Here is a 17,736-nt window from a genome sequence, read left to right on the forward strand (position 1 = left end):
CCTCCTGCAGTGTCGTGTTCCCCCGCGGCATGTGCGGGCGCCGATCCAGCATAACCACGGTGTTCTGGATGCGGTCACGGTGTGGGCTCACCAGCCGACCAGGTACGCTGAATTCTGGATTCCGCACGTGTGATTCCACAACCATCGCACCAACGAACCATCGCACCAACGAACCACTGCACTGACGAACTACTGCATTACGAACCATTGGGAGACATACCACTGTGACTGTGAAGGGCCTTGGCCTGAAGACCCGCCTGCGCTACCTCACCGAACGGGTCCGCGGTTTCGACGCAGGCTCTCTCATCACGCGGGCCCGTGAGGTTGCCACGGCGCACCACAAGCCGCTCCCGGCGGTGGTCGTGGACATGCTGTGGTCGGCGGCGTTCCGCAACACCGCCTTCCAGGACTACGTCGACTTCGACTTCGTGATCCTGAACCGCGCAGAGCGCGCCACGTTCATGACGCATTCCCTCTCCAATCACATCGCCATGAAGTTCGACCACCCGGACTTCCGCTCGCAGTTCCACGACAAGCTCGAGTTCAACCACACCTTCGACGAATTCCTCGGCCGGGAGTGGCTCGAGGTCCGCACGGCGTCGGATGTTCAGGTGCGCGACTTCGTTCAGCGGCACGGCCGGGTCATGGGCAAGGTGCCGTTCAGCGACTCTGGCCACGGCGTGCAGCGTTACGAGGCCGCCGCAGTCGAGGACTGGGACGGTTTCCGCGCCGATCTTCTCGCTAAGGGACAAACGCTGCTCGAGGAGTACATCGTGCAGCATCCGACGCTCGCGTCAATCTGCCCGGGTACCGCCAACACGACCAGGGTCACCACCTTCTTCGACGGTGAGAAAACCCACGTGCTGTCCATGGCTCAGAAATTCGGGCGGGGTGCCGCGAGCGATCAGCAGACCTATGGCGGCTTCTACACCATGCTGGACGAGAGCGGTGCATCCTGCGGCCCCGGTTATGACTCGCACGGCCACGTGCACACGGTGCATCCGGAATCCGGGGTGTCCATCGTCGACTTCAAGCTGCCGATGGTGCAGGAGCTCTACAAGTTCATGGACACGGTGACCAGAGTCGTCCCACAAGTGCAGTATGTCGGGTGGGACATCGTGATCGGCGAACGTGGGCCCATACTGGTCGAGGGTAACTGGGCGGCCGGCGTGTACGAGAACAAGCCGAGCGCCACCGGCATCCGCCGCGGCAGCCTGCCCCGGTTCCGTGAGGCGATCGGCTTCTAAGCAGCCGTTCTAAGACCCCGCACGGATGATCCCCATCGGCGTGCTCTGATGACCTTGGCCGAGCGGGTTGTCGGCCAGAACTCGCTCCATGGTGCGGGTGCCTGCGCGATCCAGGGTTGACCCGATGACGTTGCCGCCGAGGTCGTTCATGTCCACGATGAGCACGTGCACCGGCGTGCGAAGCGCCGCCCGCAACTCGGCCGCCACTCGGTTCGGATGGGCCGGCGCGAGCACTACCTGCGAGTTGTACGGTGGGATGGTGCCGCTGGTCGGCCCGTCGATACCGCGGGCCTTCGGTCCGGCGATCCGGTAGAAGTCGCCGCGACGTCCGAACGCCTTGGTCACCGCCGCCACCGCGGTGGCCAGCAGGATCCGGGGTGTGCCGCACTCTCGCAGCGCCATTTCCATGGTCTGCGGCAGGCCGAGCCCGATGCCGTTCGGGGTCTTCGTGACGTAGTTCGACAGCAGCACAGCCAGCCGGCGCGGAGCGATCGACTCGACCGGAAACGCGCGTCCCTGGGTGATGGCGACGATCTTCTCCGTGACGAAGAGGATGTCGCCGTCCTGCAGTTCGGAATCCGCGAAGCTGGTCACGACCTCGACGATGTCGTCGTCGGGTCCGATGAGCCTGGTCTTGATCGGGATCCTGAGGTAGGTGACGCCGTCCAGCTCGGTGTCGAGCTTCTTGCCTTGGTTCGCTTCAGCGACCATCGCGGTGCGCTCCTTATCTGGCGGTCGGGCTGCTGATGGCCACCGGTTATTCGAGGTAGTCGCGCAGCGACTGGGACCGCGACGGGTGACGCAGCTTCGCCATGGTCTTGGATTCGATCTGCCTGATCCGCTCGCGGGTCACCCCGAAGGTGTCCCCTATCTGGTCGAGGGTCTTGGGCATGCCGTCGCCCAAGCCGAAGCGCATCCGGATGACCCCGGCCTCGCGCTCGGACAGCGAATCGAGCAGCGACTCCAATTGCTTCTGCAGCATCGTGAAGCCCACCGCGTCCGCCGGGACGACCGCCTCGGTGTCCTCGATGAGGTCGCCGAACTCGCTGTCGCCGTCTTCGCCGAGCGGAGTGTGCAGGGAGATCGGCTCCCGGCCGTACTTCTGCACCTCGACGACCTTCTCCGGCGTCATGTCTAGCTCGCGGCTCAATTCCTCCGGGGTCGGCTCACGGCCGAGGTCCTGGAGCATCTGGCGCTGCACGCGGGCGAGCTTGTTGATGACTTCCACCATGTGCACCGGGATGCGGATGGTGCGTGCCTGGTCAGCCATGGCGCGCGTGATCGCCTGCCGGATCCACCAGGTCGCATAGGTGGAGAACTTGAAGCCCTTCGTGTAGTCGAACTTCTCCACGGCGCGGATGAGGCCGAGGTTGCCCTCCTGGATCAGGTCCAGGAACTGCATGCCGCGGCCGGTGTAGCGCTTGGCCAAGGAGACGACCAGACGCAGGTTGGCGCCGAGCAGGTGGCTCTTGGCACGTTGGCCGTCCTTGGCGACCCAGCGCAGTTCCCGCTCCAGCTCCCTGGTCAGCCCGGGCGTGTTGGCGAGCTTATCCTCCGCGAACAGGCCGGCTTCGATGCGCATCGCCAGCTCGACCTCTTCCGCGGCGTTGAGCAGCGCCACCTTGCCGATCTGCTTCAGGTAGTCCTTGACCGGGTCGGCGGTGGCACCGGTGATCGCGGCGGAGTACACCGGAACTTCGTCTTCATCGTCCACTAACGACAGCACGATGGCGTCTTTGGGAAGGTTTTCCTTCTTCTTCTTGTCGGCGTCGTCGTCAGCGTCGGCGACAACGACGACAAGGTCCTCTTCTACCTTGGCGTCGTCGGCATCGTGGTTGGCGCGCTTCTTCTTGCTCGACGGCGTCTTCGCCGCAACCTTCTTGGGCTTGGCCATGGACTTCGCTGCGGGCTTCGAGGCGGCCTTCTTCTCCGCCGCGTCGGCCTTGGTGGTGGCGGGTTTCGTCGTCGCGTCGCTCTGCGATGCGGCCGCCGGCTTCGTGTCGGTCGCCGCCTTGCCGGAAGCAGCGGACTTGTTCGGGTCTGCAGACTTGGCGCCTGGAAGACTAGTGGGTTTAGTTCGGGCAGCCATACGGACACCTTTCAAATCGAATCGTCTGTCGTTCTCCTGGCCACAGTCCCCCCTCGCCAGGTTGGATCGATGTGCTGTGGCCGAATTCGGGCAGTACTAGGACCCATGTCAAGTCCTCGGCCGATGCGCACCAATGGTGCCTTCGTCCCCTACGGAAATGAACGGGTCCTGGGTCAATTATTGCATGCTTCAGCGGACACCCCCGCCAGCAGTGCAGGGCGTCATGGCCTACGCCGCCGCCATGCATTCACCAATGCAACCCACAACGGGCCCACCTCTATTCCCTCGTCATCGTAGAGTTTGCGCCGAGTGCGGCGGCGAGCGCGGACGAGGAACACCACTCCGGTTCCGATCACGAGGTATTGCACCAGGAACGCCACCCGGAACGAGTCCCAGGAGAACAGGTCGTCCGGAAGGCCCTGCCCGATCCGCACGTGATTCTGAAGATCCAGCAGAACGCCGATGAAAAACATCATGATGAAGCTGGCCAGGAACCCGCCGACGTTCACGACGCCGTTGGCCGATCCAAGATTGCGTAGCGGATTGAACGTGCGCGCGAAATCGAATCCGATCATCGCCCCGGTGCCGCCGATGCCCATGGTGGTAATCAATACCACCATCAGCCAGAACGGAGGAGTGCCAGGCCAGATCAGCACGACGCTCCACGCAACCCCGATGGATGCGACGATTCCCAGGACTACCGTCGAACGCCGCAGCGGGAATCGTGCGGAGAGGATTCCCAGAATGGGTCCGCTGATCAGCCCGACGCCCACGATGAGTGTGAGAAGCCCCGAGGCCAGCGCCGGACTGTATCCGAGCCCGCCGACCATGGCCGGGAAACCCCACAAGAGGCTGAATGCCGTGCCGGAGGACATGGTCACGAACACCGCCCAGAAGCCCAGTTGGGTGCCGGGGCTGGCCAGGCTTTGCCGCAACTGTCCGAGCACCGAGCGCCAGCTGGACGGATGCGCGACCACCGCGGACGGTTCGTGGCCGTCAGACAGCAGTACGGAAACCAGCACGAACGCCACGGCCGACAGCGCTCCCGCGGCAACGAAGGACGTCGACCAGCCGACGTTGCGCAATGCCCACGACAACGGAACGGCCGACAGCACCTGGCCGAGCGCACCGATGTTCCCGGTCCACTGGGACAGTTGCGGCAGGATCCTGCCGCTGAACCAGGATGCGAGCAGCCGGATCACCGAGATGAAGGTCATCGCGTCGCCCGCACCGACGAGGATCCGCCCGGCGATGGCGATACCGATGGACGGTGACAGCGCGAGCGCGACCTGACCGACGACCATGAACACCGCTCCGGTGGCGATCAGGGATTTCGGCCCGACCCGGTCGAGCAACACGCCCACGGGGATTTGCAGACCGGCGTACACGATGATCTGCAGCACGACCAGGCTCGACAGCACCGACGCGGAGATGTCGAACCGATCGGCTGCCTGCACGCCGGCCACGCCGAGCGAGGTCCGCTGCAGTACCGCGATCACGTAGGCGAAAAGCGCCACGCCCCACATCAGCCAGGAGCGCGCGGAATTCACCTCAGCGGATCTTCGAAACGGTCCGGTGTGCCGTCAGACCGCGCGCGGGTCATCGTCGCCGCCACGCCGAAGCGCCAGGAATTTCTCCAACTCCGCGGCAATCTCGTCGGCCGTCGGCAGCGCGCCATCCTCGTCGGTCAGCGGGGACCGTAACGGATTGCCGGCCATGTACGAATCGTGCCGTTCCTCGAGCGCGCCGACCAGCCGCGCCAACTCCTGGTTGCTTTCGACCTGACTGTCGATCTTCTGGGTGAACTCCCGGCCTTCGGCTCGCAGCGGCTCGGTGGCGAAAATGAGTCCGGTGGCCGCGCTGATACTCTCCAGCGCCTTGACCGCGACATCGGGATATTCGGTGTCGGAAAGATAATGAGGAACCAGAAGCACGAATCCGGTGACCGAGTGCCCGATCTCCTGAAGCCGGTACTCGACCAAGTGCAACACATTCGCCGGAACTTGAGTGTGCGGCTTCCACACCGACATGGTGTCGATCAATTCGGAGCGGTTGCCGCTCACCGTCACGTTGATCGGGCGGGTGTGCGGTACGGGCATCGGGATGGCGTGCACCCAGGTGACCGACTTCACCGCGAATCGCTCGACCAACTGCAGCACAGCCGCGGTGAAACGGTCCCACTGGAAGTCCGGCTCGAACCCGGTGAGCAGCAGGAACGGCTGACCGACCTCGTCGTTGGCGAGGTACAGCGCCAGGGTCGCCGGCTGGTAATCGGTGAGGTGGTCTTGGTCGAAATAGATGATCGGCCGCCGGGCACGGTAATCCAGCAGGATGTCCGCGTCGAAGGTGGCCAGCAATCGGGTGGTCAGGGTCGCGTGTAAGGAGTCGGTGAACTGCGACACGGCCGCTCCCGCGTCGGCGAACCCGGTCAGTCCGGCGACGAGATGGAGCCCTTCCGGGACGTCGGCGACGTCCGGGGTGAGCTGATACAGGCCGGCAGGATCTTGCATGCTTTAACTCTAATCTGGCTCGCCGCCGAATAGCCTGCCCCACGGCGCCCGCGGTCAAGCCTGTAGCGAACATCGCTCGTAGTAAGGTCTTTGTGGCAAGAAAAACTTGGCCAGGACCGGCTCAGGCACTGTGTGCCGCCGATCCCACAGATCCTCAACACTTAGGGAGTTTGCCGGATGTCGCAACAGAATTTTGACATTGTGATCCTCGGCGGCGGCAGTGGCGGATACGCCGCGGCTCTCCGCGCCAGTCAGCTGGGCTTCTCTGTCGCGCTCATCGAAAAGGGCAAGCTGGGCGGCACGTGCCTCCACGTCGGATGTATTCCGACCAAGGCGCTGTTGCACTCCGCAGAAGTCGCAGACGTGACTCGCGAGTCGGCGAAGTACGGTGTCACTTCGGACTTCCACGGCATCGACATCGCGGCCGTCACGACGTACCGCGAGGGCATTGTCTCCGGCAAGTACAAGGGTCTGCAGGGTCTGATCAAGTCCCGCGGCATCACTGTGATCGAGGGCGAGGGCAAGCTCGTCTCCTCCACGACCGTTCAGGTCGGCTCGGACACCATCACCGGCAAGAACGTGGTTCTCGCGACCGGTTCCTATTCCAAGACGCTGCCAGGGTTGGAGATCGGCGGCCGCGTCATCACGTCTGAGCAGGCCCTCGAACTCGACTTCGTACCGAAAAAGGTCGCGGTGCTCGGCGGCGGCGTCATCGGCGTGGAGTTCTCGAGCGTGTGGCGGTCGTGGGGAGCTGAGGTCACCATCATCGAGGCCCTGCCGCACCTCGTCCCGAACGAAGACGAGTCGGTGAGCAAGCAGTTCGAGCGCGCGTTCCGCAAGCGCGGCATCGACTTCAAGATCGGTGTCCGGTTCAAGAGCGTGACTCAGAACGACTCCGGCGTCGTCGTCACTCTGGAGAACGGCGAGACCGTTGAAGCGGAACTTCTGCTGGTCGCAGTAGGCCGCGGGGCATCCACCGCGGGGCTCGGGTTCGAAGAGGCCGGCATCACCGTCGACCGTGGCTTCGTCATCACCGACGAACGACTCGCGACGAACATCCCCGGTGTCTATGCCGTCGGTGACATCGTTCCCGGCCTGCAGCTGGCGCACCGTGGATTCATGCAGGGCATCTTCGTGGCTGAGGAGATTGCCGGCCTGAACCCTGTCGTCATCTCCGACGCGAATATTCCCAAAGTCACATACTCCAACCCCGAGGTGGCCTCGATCGGCCTCTCTGAAGCCAAGGCGAAGGCGCAGTACGGTGACGACAAGGTGACCAGCTACGACTACAACCTCGGTGGAAACGGCAAGAGCGCGATCCTCGGCACAACCGGGTCAGTGAAGATCGTGCGGGTCAACGATGGCCCGGTGGTCGGTGTCCACATGATCGGCGCGCGCGTCGGTGAGCTCATCGGCGAAGCGCAGTTGGCCGTGAACTGGGAAGCGTACCCGGAGGACATCGCTCCGCTGATCCACGCGCATCCGACGCAGGACGAGGCACTGGGTGAGGCCTTCCTGGCCATTGCGGGCAAACCGCTGCACTCCGCCTCTTGATGCGCTGCGCGTCAAACTAAGCTAGACACAGCGAACAGCCTAAAGGAGCAAACCTCATGAGCGAATCCGTCAACCTCCCGGCACTCGGCGAGAGTGTCACGGAAGGCACGGTGACCCGCTGGTTGAAAAGCGTGGGTGACCGTGTGGAAGTGGACGAGCCCCTGGTCGAGGTGTCCACCGACAAGGTGGACACTGAAATCCCCTCGCCCATTGCCGGAATCATCGAGGCGATCCTCGTCGCCGAGGACGAGACGGTAGAAGTTGGTACCGCGCTCGTCACCATCGGCGACGGCAGCGCGGGCGGAGCCCCTGCCGCCCCCGACGAGGAACAGGCACCCGCCGAACCGGCACCCGCGCCGGAAGCTGCGGCGGAACCGGAAGTTGCCCAGCAGACAGCCCCCGCGGCTGAGCCGGAAGCTGCTCGGCAGGCCGCTCCTGCGCCAGAGCCCGCAGCCGTTCCCGAGCCGGCTGCTGCCGAGGAGCCGGCACCGGCAGAACTGCACGACGAGCAGCCCCAGGTCCCGGCGCCGACGGTGCCGTCCACTGAAGCTGCGCAGCCGCCCGCCGCCCCGATGCCGGCGGCGGAAGCCACTCCCCGTGCCGAAACTCGCGCGTCCGGCGCCCACGCCGGGGGCGGCTACGTCACTCCCCTGGTGCGCAAGCTGGCGCACGAGCACGGGGTGAATCTGGCGACAGTGTCGGGCAGCGGCATCGGCGGACGAATCCGCAAGCAAGACGTTCTCGACGCCGAGCGCCCCGCCGCGACGGCACCAGTACCGGCACCGGTTTCGCCGCTGCGAGGTACCACGGTCCCGATGTCGCGCCTGCGCAAGGTGGTCGCGGAGCGTGCCGTGCTCTCGATGCAGGCTTCCGCGCAGCTCACCACGGTCGTGGAAGCCGACGTCACCCTCATTGCTCGGCTCCGCGATCAGGTGAAGGATCAGTTCGAAGACAAGACCGGTGTGAAGCTCAGCTTCCTGCCGTTCTTCACCCTCGCGGCCGCTGAAGCACTCAAGGCCTTCCCCGTGGTCAACGCCACGATCGAGGGCGAGAACATCGTTTACCCGGCACACGAGCACATCAGCATCGCCGTCGATACCGATCGCGGTCTGCTGACCCCGGTCATCCGGAACGCGTCGGATCTCGACCTCGCCGGCATCGCCACCCAGATCGCCGACCTGGCCGACCGCACCCGGAACAACAAGCTGGGGCCGGATGAGCTCGCCGGCGGAACCTTCACCGTGACGAACACCGGCTCTCGTGGCGCGTTGTTCGACACTCCCCTCGTGTTCCTGCCCCAGTCCGCCATCCTCGGCACGGGCCGCGTCGTCAAGAAGCCCGTCGTGATCTCGGACAACGGCATGGACGCGATCGCGATTCGGTCCGTGGTTTCCCTGGCACTGTCCTACGACCACAGGGTCGTCGACGGTGCTGATGCGGCGCGCTTCCTGGTTGCGGTCAAAGATCGGTTGGAAGGCGGAGACTTCGCGGGCAACCTCGGAGTTTGAACCTCGCCAGGTATTTCCGGTCACCACTTAGCCGACCAGCACATCCCTGATTCGCCAGCCGCTTGCGGTGCGGATCACCAGCACTGAGACGGGCGCTGCTCCGCTTCCAGGAAGGTTAACCGACACCAGAGCTCCGTCACCGAGGCGTTCCGTGAGGGTGGCGGCGTCGATCGGGAACAGCTCGTCCTGTGCACTCGTCGCCCCGGAGGCGATGAGTTGCGTGTCGTGGTCCAGCGCGGCCGAGTCTTCCTGGTCCACGCGACGAAGGCAGTCGGCGGAGCGGCCGGCCAGGCATCCGGCCCGCACCCGGAGCAGTTGCCGCGTCGCTTCCGCCGGGTCGTCGCCGACCTCCGCACCGGTTGACTCCGGCGCCGAGCTCGGGGCCGGCAGCGAAGGCGAGGCCGCACGGGGCGACGTCGACGGCGACGGGGGGACGACCGCCCGGGACGGGCCCTGGGATGGGATCATCGCCAGCGCACCGACGCACACTGCGACGCCGACGGCACCGGCCAGCCAGAATGGCTTGCGAACACCGCGCCGCCGCAGGCCATTCCACCAGGCCGGATGCAGGCGCTGCGTCCACGACACCGGGCCCGGGCGCCAGCGCGCGGTGACCCCGGCCGATGAGGCGTCGTCGGGAGCACGGCGATGCAGAGCGCGGCGCCGTCCGGTCGGTCGGCCCACGGCACTCGGTTCGAGTGCGACTATTCCGGGCGCTGAGCGCATGGTGTTGTAGCGGCGCGTGGTGTTGTAGCCGGGTGCAGCGAGATCCAGACCGCCCCGGTCCGACGCTACCGAGTCCGACGCTACCGAGTCCGACGCTACCGAGTCCGACGCTACCGAGTCGAACGGTGGCGCGGGCATCACCGGCAACGGCTCCGCGAGCTCGAAGATCCGCTCGGCGAGTTCTTCGGGAAAGCTCCGCGCATCCAGGTCCACAGCACGGGTCGCATCCAGGAATTGCGACAGCCGATCGCTACCGCTGCCGGTGTGCTGGGTGCGATCCAAAACCCGACTGCACAGCGCAGCGACGTCGGTGAGGTCCCGCAGCACTGCAGGGTGAGCGGAGAGTTGGGCGGCGGTAAGGCTGTGTTCGGCACCGGCCGGTTGCGCCCCGATCAGCGTCGCCGCTCCGAAGCCGATGAGAACCGGGGCACCCACCTCGTCGAACAGCACCGTGGACAACCGCACCGCTCCGTGCGCGACGCCGGCGCGGTGCAGTTCTGCCACCGCCCGCACCAACGGGGCCAGGATCGTCACTGCTTCGCCTGCGGCGAGCAAATTCCGCGCGATCAGGATATGCGCCAGATTGTCGGCCCCGAGCCGCTGCAGAATGGCGCACGGCATACCCGAGCTGTCGGTGGCGACATCCCGCAACCGCAGCAGGTGAGGCGAATCCGCCCGGCTCAGCGCCTCGAGTTCGGTATCGATCGAGTGCCGGTCCACTCCGGGTCGGTACCGCTTGAGTGCCGCCGCTCGCGGCGCGCCCTCTGCACCGGCTCCGGCATGGCCCAGGTAGACCTCGGCGCGAGCTCCGAACCCGAGCAAGCGCACGAGCCGGTAGCCGCCGATCGTGTCCATCCGGGCATCCTGCACCAGTGCGCGGAATCTCAGCCCGCATGATCGCGTGAATGTGCGGGTGGGCCCGGAACCGGAGCATGGGGAGGAGACGGTGGCCGTATCCTTGAAGTCATGGCAAGGAAGAAACCCGCAGGGCCCAAGAAGGAAAAAGCGCCAGGTCGTCTGAAGCAGATGTACCGCGTTTACAAGATGACGCGGGAGCACGACCCGCAGTCCGTCTGGTGGATGGCTTTGGGCTTCTTCGCCCCGGTAGCGGTAGGCACGGTCATCGGCCTGCTCACCTCCGATGGCACGGTGTTCGGGTTCGTGCTCTGGATCCTCGTCGGTGTGATGTCGGGCATCCTCGCGTTCATGATCATCCTGGGCCGCCGCGCGGAAAAGGCGGCGTACGCGCAGATCGAGGGCAAGCCCGGTGCGGTCGGCGCCGTGCTCAAGAGTTCACTTCCCCGCGGCTGGACCGGAAGCGAGATGCCCATCGCGGTCAGCCCGAGAACTCAGGATGCGGTGTACCGGGCGGTCGGCCGCGGCGGCGTAGTCCTGATCGGAGAAGGCCCCAAAAGCCGCACTCAGAAGATGCTCGAGGAGGAGCGACGTCGGGTCGCGAGAATCCTGCCGAACGTGCCGATCAACTTCCTGCACGTCGGGCCTGACGCGGATGCGGTGCCGTTGCACAAGCTGGCCCGCAAGGTGCGTCGCTTCAAGAACACGCTGAACAAGGCCGAGGTGTACGCGGTAGACAACCGCATCAAGTCGCTCGTGAAGTCCGGCAGAAGCGCGTTGCCGATCCCGAAGGGCATCGACCCGATGAAACCGCGGGTGCAGCGGCCGCGCTGACGCCCGTATAAGCTAGCCCGGAAAACCTGAAGCACTCCGGGGTTCAGACCCGGACCAGCACCGTTCCGGCGACCCGGTCGTGCACGCCGCGTTGGTCTTTGTCCCAGATTACTGCCGGAATCACCAGGCCGATCAGCACCGTGCGCACGATTGGTCGCCAGATACCGACCCAACCGCCGGCCAGGGGAACCACGCGCATCCCGGTGATGAGATGACCAACGCTGCCACCAGCGGTGGCGATGAAGACGACTTGGGTGATGGCGTACACATCGAGCGTCGCCCACGGGTTGTAATCGAAGAACGCCACGGAGACCAGCACGCTCAGTCCCCAGTCGATGACCAGTGCCAGCGCGCGACGGCCGATCCGCCCGATCGAACGACGGCCAGACTCCGGTAAGCCGAGCCGTTCCCCGGGCCAGGAGTTCGAAGCGCCCTGCACTGTGCGTTGTGAGCCGGCCATGACTTCATCCTATTCAAGTGGGAGTGCGTAACACGGGTGAAACAATCGGGATACCGCCGGGAAACCGGGCAGGGCTACGCTCGGCAGTGGCCGCGCACGGCAGCCGAAGCTGATTCATCGTTTCTAGGAGTCTTCTGCATGTTCACTGATCCATCCGAGGTGCTCGCTTTCATCAAGGACACCGACGTCAAATTCCTCGACCTCCGCTTCACGGATCTTCCCGGGGTGCAGCAGCACTTCAACATCCCCGCGGCCACGGTCGACGAGGACTTCTTCGCGGTGGGGCAGCTCTTCGACGGGTCGTCGATTCGCGGCTTCGCATCGATCCACGAATCGGACATGCAGCTGATCCCCGATGTGACCACCGCGTACGTTGATCCGTTCCGCGCCGAGCGCACCCTCATCATGCTGTTCGACATCTACAACCCGCGTAACGGTGAGATCTACGCCCGCGACCCGCGCCAGGTCGCCAAGAAGGCGGAACGGTACCTCGCATCCACCGGCATCGCGGACACCGCGTTCTTCGCCTCGGAGGCCGAGTTCTACATCTTCGATGACGTGCGCTTCGAGGTGAAGCAGAACTCGAGTTTCTACGCGGTCGATGCCAACGAGGGCGCCTGGAACTCCGGACGCGTCGAGGAAGGCGGCAACCTCGCGAACAAGACGCCGGTCAAGGGCGGTTACTTCCCGGTGAGCCCGGTTGACCAGCTCGCCGACCTCCGCGACGACATCTGCCTTCGGCTGATAGCGGCGGGCCTGGTACTCGAACGCAGCCACCACGAGGTCGGCAGCGGCGGGCAGTGCGAGATCAACTACCGCTTCGACACGCTGATCCACGCCGCGGACGACATCCTCAAGTTCAAGTACATCGTGAAGAACACGGCGTTCGAGTGGGGTAAGACCGCGACGTTCATGCCGAAGCCGCTGTTCGGCGATAACGGATCCGGCATGCACACGCACCAATCACTGTGGAACGGCGGCACCCCGCTGTTCTACGACGAGAGCGGTTACGGCGGACTCAGCGACATCGCCCGCTGGTACATCGGCGGCATCCTCAAGCACGCCGGTGCTCTTTTGGCGTTCACAAACCCGACGCTCAACTCGTACCGACGGTTGGTGCCCGGCTTCGAAGCCCCGGTGAACCTCGTCTACTCAGCCGGGAACCGGTCCGCGTCGATCCGCATCCCGATCACCGGCACGAACCCGAAAGCCAAGCGCATCGAGTTCCGTGCGCCGGATGCATCCGGTAACCCCTACCTGGCGTTCAGCGCGCAGCTGATGGCGGGCCTCGACGGCATCAAGAACAAGATCGAGCCGCACGAGCCCATCGACAAGGACCTGTACGAACTCCCGCCGGAGGAAGCCAAGAACATCCCGCAGGTGCCGGCGTCCCTGGAGGAAGCGCTGCGGATCCTGGAAGCCGACCACGACTTCCTCACCGAGGGCAACGTGTTCACGACCGACCTGATCGAGACCTGGATCGCCTACAAGCGCGAGCACGAGATCATCCCGGCCGCGCAGCGCCCGCATCCGTTCGAGTACGAACTGTACTACGGGGTCTAACCCGCGAGCGATACCTTTCCGGACGAGATCGCCCGCCGCGGCGGGGTGTTTCGTCCGGAAGGGTATCTCTGGGGACGCTTAGCCGGCCTCCGGTGCCGAGCCCTCCAGAACCCCGTAGAACTCCCTCTCGAAGACGTGGCGCGCCCGGCGTGTGACGCGCAGGTAGTCGCTCTCGAGTGCGTTCGCCGAGCCAGGCGGATATCCCATGATCCTGGCGACTCCCTCGAGCTGCGCGCGAGTGCCGGGCAGCACATCGGTGGTCTTGGACGTCCACAGCGTCATCGCCGAGCGGGTGCGGGACGCGAACAACCAGGCTTCCTGAAGCCGGTTCGAATCGCCCTCGCTGACCAGGTTCTCCCGAGTGGCTACCGCCAGAGCCTCCAACGTCGAGGTGGTGCGCAGGGCCGCGATGCGAGCGCCGTGCTGCAGCTGCAGGAGCTGCACGAACCACTCAACGTCGCTGAGTGAGCCACGGCCGAGCTTCAAATGCCGTGATGGGTCAGCTCCCTGAGGCAACCGTTCCGACTCCACCCGTGCCTTGATGCGCTTGATCTCCCGCACATCCTTGTCCGAGATGGCGACGGGATAACGCACCTCGTCGGCCAGCGCCTCGAAGTCGCGCAGCAGGTCACCGTCGCCCACCGCGGTGCGCGCGCGCAGCAGCGCCTGCGCCTCCCAGGTGAGCGACCATCGGGCGTAGTAGGCGCGGTACGAGTCCAGGGAGCGGACGATCGCGCCGTTTTTCCCTTCCGGCCGCAGATTGATGTCCAAGTCCAGAGGTAGTCGCACGTCCTCGGTGAGCCGAGACAGCGTGCCGACGATTTTCTCTGCCGTGGATTGCGCCAGCTCGGCGGATGCCGACCCGGCGCGGTAGACATACATCACGTCGGCGTCGGAGCCGATACCCAGCTCCGCACCGCCGTAGCGGCCCATGGCGATGATGGCGAATTCGATCCCGTCGTTCTGCGGGTGCGCGAGCGCCAGCATCCCGGTCAAGACGCCGTCCACCACATCGGTGAGCCCACTGGCGAGCTGTTCCACCGTGATCAGACCGAGGATGCTCGAAATCGCGAGTCGCAGCACCTCCCGCCGGCGCATCGCCCGAATGGCGCCGGCACCGGCCTCCTGGTTGCGAGCGTGCCGCTTCACGATCGCGTGCACCTCTTGCAACAGTTGCGCCCGGTCCCTGGGCTGCAATTGGTCGTCCGCCTCGAGCCAGGCCACTGCCTCGGGAATGCCCTCCAGCAGGTCGCCCACGAACCGCGACCCTGCCAGCAATTGGGCAAGGCGGTGCGCGGCACCGGATGAATCGCGCAGCATCCGCAGGTACCAGTGCGTCTCCCCCAGGTCGTCGCTCAGGCGCCGGAAAGCGAGCAGTCCGCGGTCGGGATCGGCCCCTTCGGCCAGCCATTGCAGGATCACCGGCAGCAGATTGCGCTGGATGGCGGCCCGGCGTGACACCCCAGCGGTGAGCGCCGCGATGTGCCTGAGCGCGCCCTGCGGATCGGTGAATCCGATCGCGGCCAGACGTGCCGCGGCGTTCTCACTGCTGAGCGCCATGCCGCCCTCCGGCAGGTGTGCCACCGCGGCGAGCAACGGCCGGTAGAAGAGCCGCTCGTGGAGCCCGCGCACTGCCGTTTTGGTGCGCTGCCACCGCGCCGTGAGTTCCTCCGCGCCGGGCAGCCCGCTGGCCCTCGCGAGCAGGCGCAAGTCCTCCGGTTCTCGGGGCATCAGGTGGGTGCGGCGCAGTTGGGCCAGTTGCAGCCGGTGCTCGAGAAGGCGCAGAAACCGGTAATCCTGGGAGAACTCGGCGCTTTCCTCGCGTCCGATGTAACTGCGCTCGGCCAAGGCGTGTAGCGCCGGAAGGGTGCCGCGCTGACGCACGCCCGGGTCGGTCTGGCCGTGCACGAGTTGCAGCAGCTGGATCGTGAACTCCACGTCGCGCAGTCCGCCGGGGCCGAGCTTGAGCTGAACGTCCACCTCGTCCCTGGGGATGTTCGCGGTGACGCGCTCGCGCATCCGCTGCACGGATTCGACGAAGTTTTCGCCGGACGCGCTGGACCACACCGCCGGCGCCACAGCATCCACGAAACGACCGCCCAGCTCGAGGTCTCCCGCCAGCGGCCGCGCCTTCAGCAGAGCCTGGAACTCCCAGCCCTTGGCCCATCTCGCGTAGTACGCCAGATGGGACTCGAGGGTGCGTACCAGGGCGCCGTCCTTACCCTCGGGGCGCAGGTTGGCATCCACCTCCCACAGCTCAGGTTCGGTGGCCAGCCCGAAGATGGCCTGCGAGGTGGCGATCGCCAGCGCCGTGCCGATCTGCACGGCCCGCTCGTTGCTCATCGCGTCACCGGGTTCGGCCACGAACAGCACGTCGACGTCGCTGACGTAGTTGAGCTCCCGCGCCCCCGCTTTGCCCATGCCGATGATCGCCAGTCGGGTGGCTGCGGTCTCGTCTTTCGGAAACCGCGATTGCCCCCTGGCGATCGACAGGGCCGCATCCAGGGTCGCGCCTGCGAGATCGGCCAACGCCATTCCGACGCTGTCCACGGCGCCCAGAGCATCTGCCTGCTCCAGGTCCCAGGCGGCGATCCGGGCAAGGTGCCACCGGTAGCGCTTGCGAAGGATGTTCACCGCCACTTCTGTGCGCAGCCCCGCAACGGCCGCGAGGAGGTCGGCGCGGTAGGAGTCGGCATCCGGCAGGGCCGGCAGCGCGTCGGCCAGCGCGGCTACCTCGGCCGGATGCCGGAGGAAGAACTCGGCGAGCCCCTTTGACGCCCCGAGCACTCGGATCAGCCTGGATGCGGCGGCCGGGTCGGCGAGCACCGCATCAGTGCCCGGCGCGGCACGCTCGCGAAGCTCGACCAGCATCCGCAGCGCTTGGTCGGGATTGGCGCTGGCCGACAGCAGCGGCAGGAAGTTCGCAGCGGCGTCCCAGGACCGCAGCAGCTCTTCTGCCGCCCTCAGCTGCGTGAAGCCGAGCCGAGCCAGACCGGTGAGCGCGCTCTCCTGCCTGGCCATCGTGGCGGCCTGCTACAGCTTTTCCAGGTTGCTTTGAAGTTCGTACGGCGTCACCTGCGCGCGGTACTCCTTCCACTCCTGGCGTTTGTTGAGCAGGACGTAGTTGAACACCTGCTCGCCGAGGGTCTCGGCGACCAGTTCGGAGTCCTCCATGATCGACAGGGCGTGATCGAGACTGGCCGGCAGTTGGCTATAGCCCAGCGCCCGCCGTTCGGCGTCGCTGAGGCTCCAGACGTTGTCCTCGGCTTCCACGGGGAGTTCATAGTCCCCCTCAATGCCCTTGAGCCCGGCGGCGAGCATCAGCGAGAACGCCAGGTAGGGGTTGGCCGCAGAGTCGATGGCGCGGTACTCCACCCGCGAGCTCTGGCCCTTGCTCGGCTTGTACAGCGGCACCCGGATGAGGGCGGAACGGTTGTTGTGGCCCCAGCAGACGAAGCTCGGCGCCTCGTCCCCGCCCCAAAGCCGTTTGTAGGAGTTCACGAACTGGTTGGTCACCGCGGTGATCTCCGGGGCGTGCTTGAGCAAGCCCGCGATGAATTGGCGGCCCAGTTTGGACAGCTGGTACTGAGCCCCGGCTTCGAAGAACGCGTTCGTGTCGCCCTCGAACAACGACATGTGGGTGTGCATGCCCGACCCCGGATGCCCGGAGAGCGGCTTCGGCATGAACGACGCGTACACGCCCTGCTCGATGGCGACCTCTTTCACCACCGTGCGGAAGGTCATGATGTTGTCTGCGGTGGTGAGGCCGTCCGCGTAGCGCAGATCGATCTCGTTCTGGCCAGGGCCGGCCTCGTGGTGGCTGAACTCGACCGAGATGCCGAGGTCTTCCAGCATCCGCACCGAACGGCGGCGGAAGTCATGCGCCGTGCCGCCGGGCACATTGTCGAAATAACCGGCGGAATCCACCGGTTTCGGACCCTCGATGCCGTACTGCGAACTCTTGAGCAGGTAGAACTCGATCTCCGGATGCGTATAGAAGGTGAAGCCGCGCTCCGCCGCCTTCGCCAGGGTGCGCTTCAGCACATTCCGCGGGTCGGCCACCGCGGGCTGCCCATCCGGAGTGTTGATATCGCAGAACATCCGTGCGGTGAGGTCGGTCTCGCCGCGCCAGGGCAGAATCTGGAAGGTGGCGGGGTCCGGATGCGCCAGCACATCGGCCTCGAACGTGCGCGTCAGGCCTTCGATGGCCGAACCGTCGAATCCGATGCCCTCATTGAAGGCACCCTCCACCTCGGCCGGCGCGATGGCCACCGACTTCAGTGTGCCGATCACATCGGTGAACCAGAGTCGGACGAATTTGATCTGCCGCTCTTCGATGGTGCGAAGAACGAAGTCCCGTTGCTTGTCCATCAGCCCTCTTTTCCTGCGC

13 protein-coding genes are annotated in these 17,736 nt (G+C 65.6%); 5 read left to right on the forward strand and 8 right to left on the reverse strand.

What is annotated here, in order from left to right:
• Positions 1–224: 224 nt before the first annotated feature.
• Positions 225–1,247: a sugar-transfer associated ATP-grasp domain-containing protein gene (locus ABFX56_RS00945; RefSeq protein ID WP_346231405.1), complete on the forward strand. Its 1,023-nt coding sequence runs from the start codon at positions 225–227 to the stop codon at positions 1,245–1,247.
• 9 nt (positions 1,248–1,256) lie between these two features.
• Here ABFX56_RS00945 and ABFX56_RS00950 read toward each other — a convergent pair whose 3' ends face one another.
• From ABFX56_RS00950 to ABFX56_RS00965, 4 genes are all read right to left on the reverse strand, one after another.
• Positions 1,257–1,958 (reverse strand): coenzyme F420-0:L-glutamate ligase, encoded by a 702-nt coding sequence (locus ABFX56_RS00950; protein WP_346231406.1) that lies wholly within the window; start codon positions 1,956–1,958, stop codon positions 1,257–1,259.
• Between the two features lie 46 nt (positions 1,959–2,004).
• Positions 2,005–3,336 carry an RNA polymerase sigma factor gene (locus ABFX56_RS00955; protein ID WP_346231407.1) on the reverse strand — a complete coding sequence of 444 codons (1,332 nt, stop codon included), beginning with the start codon at positions 3,334–3,336 and terminating at the stop codon, positions 2,005–2,007.
• Between the two features lie 221 nt (positions 3,337–3,557).
• Positions 3,558–4,886 (reverse strand): MFS transporter, encoded by a 1,329-nt coding sequence (locus ABFX56_RS00960; RefSeq protein WP_346231408.1) that lies wholly within the window; start codon positions 4,884–4,886, stop codon positions 3,558–3,560.
• 33 nt (positions 4,887–4,919) lie between these two features.
• Positions 4,920–5,846 carry a proteasome assembly chaperone family protein gene (locus ABFX56_RS00965; RefSeq protein ID WP_346231409.1) on the reverse strand — a complete coding sequence of 309 codons (927 nt, stop codon included), beginning with the start codon at positions 5,844–5,846 and terminating at the stop codon, positions 4,920–4,922.
• Positions 5,847–6,023: 177 nt separating this feature from the next.
• Here ABFX56_RS00965 and lpdA point away from each other — a divergent pair, with 177 nt between their 5' ends.
• Together lpdA and ABFX56_RS00975 are read left to right on the forward strand one after the other, a co-directional pair.
• A complete protein-coding gene (gene lpdA / locus ABFX56_RS00970; RefSeq protein WP_346231410.1) occupies positions 6,024–7,400 on the forward strand; it encodes a dihydrolipoyl dehydrogenase in 1,377 nt (458 codons plus the stop codon).
• Between the two features lie 56 nt (positions 7,401–7,456).
• Positions 7,457–8,908 carry a 2-oxo acid dehydrogenase subunit E2 gene (locus ABFX56_RS00975; protein WP_346231411.1) on the forward strand — a complete coding sequence of 484 codons (1,452 nt, stop codon included), beginning with the start codon at positions 7,457–7,459 and terminating at the stop codon, positions 8,906–8,908.
• Positions 8,909–8,935: 27 nt separating this feature from the next.
• Here ABFX56_RS00975 and ABFX56_RS00980 read toward each other — a convergent pair whose 3' ends face one another.
• Positions 8,936–10,489: a protein kinase domain-containing protein gene (locus ABFX56_RS00980; protein WP_346231412.1), complete on the reverse strand. Its 1,554-nt coding sequence runs from the start codon at positions 10,487–10,489 to the stop codon at positions 8,936–8,938.
• Positions 10,490–10,600: 111 nt separating this feature from the next.
• On the opposite strand from ABFX56_RS00980, the gene ABFX56_RS00985 reads away from it, so the two are divergent.
• On the forward strand, positions 10,601–11,323 hold the full coding sequence (locus ABFX56_RS00985; RefSeq protein WP_346231413.1) for a DUF4191 domain-containing protein: 723 nt from the start codon (positions 10,601–10,603) through the stop codon (positions 11,321–11,323).
• A gap of 43 nt (positions 11,324–11,366) precedes the next feature.
• Here the strand turns inward: ABFX56_RS00985 and ABFX56_RS00990 are convergent, their stop codons facing one another.
• Entirely contained in the window at positions 11,367–11,783 is a 417-nt protein-coding gene (locus tag ABFX56_RS00990) for an RDD family protein (RefSeq protein WP_346231414.1), read from the reverse strand.
• A 138-nt stretch (positions 11,784–11,921) separates the two neighbouring features.
• On the opposite strand from ABFX56_RS00990, the gene glnA reads away from it, so the two are divergent.
• Complete coding sequence (gene glnA, locus ABFX56_RS00995) at positions 11,922–13,346, forward strand: type I glutamate--ammonia ligase (RefSeq protein ID WP_346231415.1); 1,425 nt, start codon at positions 11,922–11,924, stop codon at positions 13,344–13,346.
• A gap of 78 nt (positions 13,347–13,424) precedes the next feature.
• On the opposite strand, the gene ABFX56_RS01000 is transcribed toward glnA, so the two are convergent.
• Together ABFX56_RS01000 and ABFX56_RS01005 are read right to left on the reverse strand one after the other, a co-directional pair.
• On the reverse strand, positions 13,425–16,367 hold the full coding sequence (locus ABFX56_RS01000; protein WP_346231416.1) for a bifunctional [glutamine synthetase] adenylyltransferase/[glutamine synthetase]-adenylyl-L-tyrosine phosphorylase: 2,943 nt from the start codon (positions 16,365–16,367) through the stop codon (positions 13,425–13,427).
• Positions 16,368–16,379: 12 nt separating this feature from the next.
• The gene (locus tag ABFX56_RS01005; protein ID WP_346231417.1) at positions 16,380–17,717 is read right to left on the reverse strand and encodes a glutamine synthetase family protein; all 1,338 of its coding nucleotides are present in this window, start codon (positions 17,715–17,717) and stop codon (positions 16,380–16,382) included.
• Positions 17,718–17,736 lie beyond the last annotated feature (19 nt).

Source organism: Parafrigoribacterium mesophilum (genome assembly GCF_039652555.1).
In the GTDB taxonomy this organism is placed as follows: domain Bacteria; phylum Actinomycetota; class Actinomycetes; order Actinomycetales; family Microbacteriaceae; genus Parafrigoribacterium; species Parafrigoribacterium mesophilum.

Excerpts from the sequence above, each read along its gene's own strand:
- ABFX56_RS00950 (WP_346231406.1), bottom strand. The coding sequence starts at position 1,958 with ATGGTCGCTGAAGCGAACCAAGGCAAGAAGCTCGACACCGAGCTGGAC.
- ABFX56_RS00955 (WP_346231407.1), bottom strand. The coding sequence starts at position 3,336 with ATGGCTGCCCGAACTAAACCCACTAGTCTTCCAGGCGCCAAGTCTGCA.
- ABFX56_RS00965 (WP_346231409.1), bottom strand. The coding sequence starts at position 5,846 with ATGCAAGATCCTGCCGGCCTGTATCAGCTCACCCCGGACGTCGCCGAC.
- lpdA (WP_346231410.1), top strand. The coding sequence starts at position 6,024 with ATGTCGCAACAGAATTTTGACATTGTGATCCTCGGCGGCGGCAGTGGC.
- ABFX56_RS00975 (WP_346231411.1), top strand. The coding sequence starts at position 7,457 with ATGAGCGAATCCGTCAACCTCCCGGCACTCGGCGAGAGTGTCACGGAA.
- ABFX56_RS00980 (WP_346231412.1), bottom strand. The coding sequence starts at position 10,489 with ATGGACACGATCGGCGGCTACCGGCTCGTGCGCTTGCTCGGGTTCGGA.
- ABFX56_RS00985 (WP_346231413.1), top strand. The coding sequence starts at position 10,601 with ATGGCAAGGAAGAAACCCGCAGGGCCCAAGAAGGAAAAAGCGCCAGGT.
- ABFX56_RS00990 (WP_346231414.1), bottom strand. The coding sequence starts at position 11,783 with ATGGCCGGCTCACAACGCACAGTGCAGGGCGCTTCGAACTCCTGGCCC.
- glnA (WP_346231415.1), top strand. The coding sequence starts at position 11,922 with ATGTTCACTGATCCATCCGAGGTGCTCGCTTTCATCAAGGACACCGAC.
- ABFX56_RS01000 (WP_346231416.1), bottom strand. The coding sequence starts at position 16,367 with ATGGCCAGGCAGGAGAGCGCGCTCACCGGTCTGGCTCGGCTCGGCTTC.
- ABFX56_RS01005 (WP_346231417.1), bottom strand. The coding sequence starts at position 17,717 with ATGGACAAGCAACGGGACTTCGTTCTTCGCACCATCGAAGAGCGGCAG.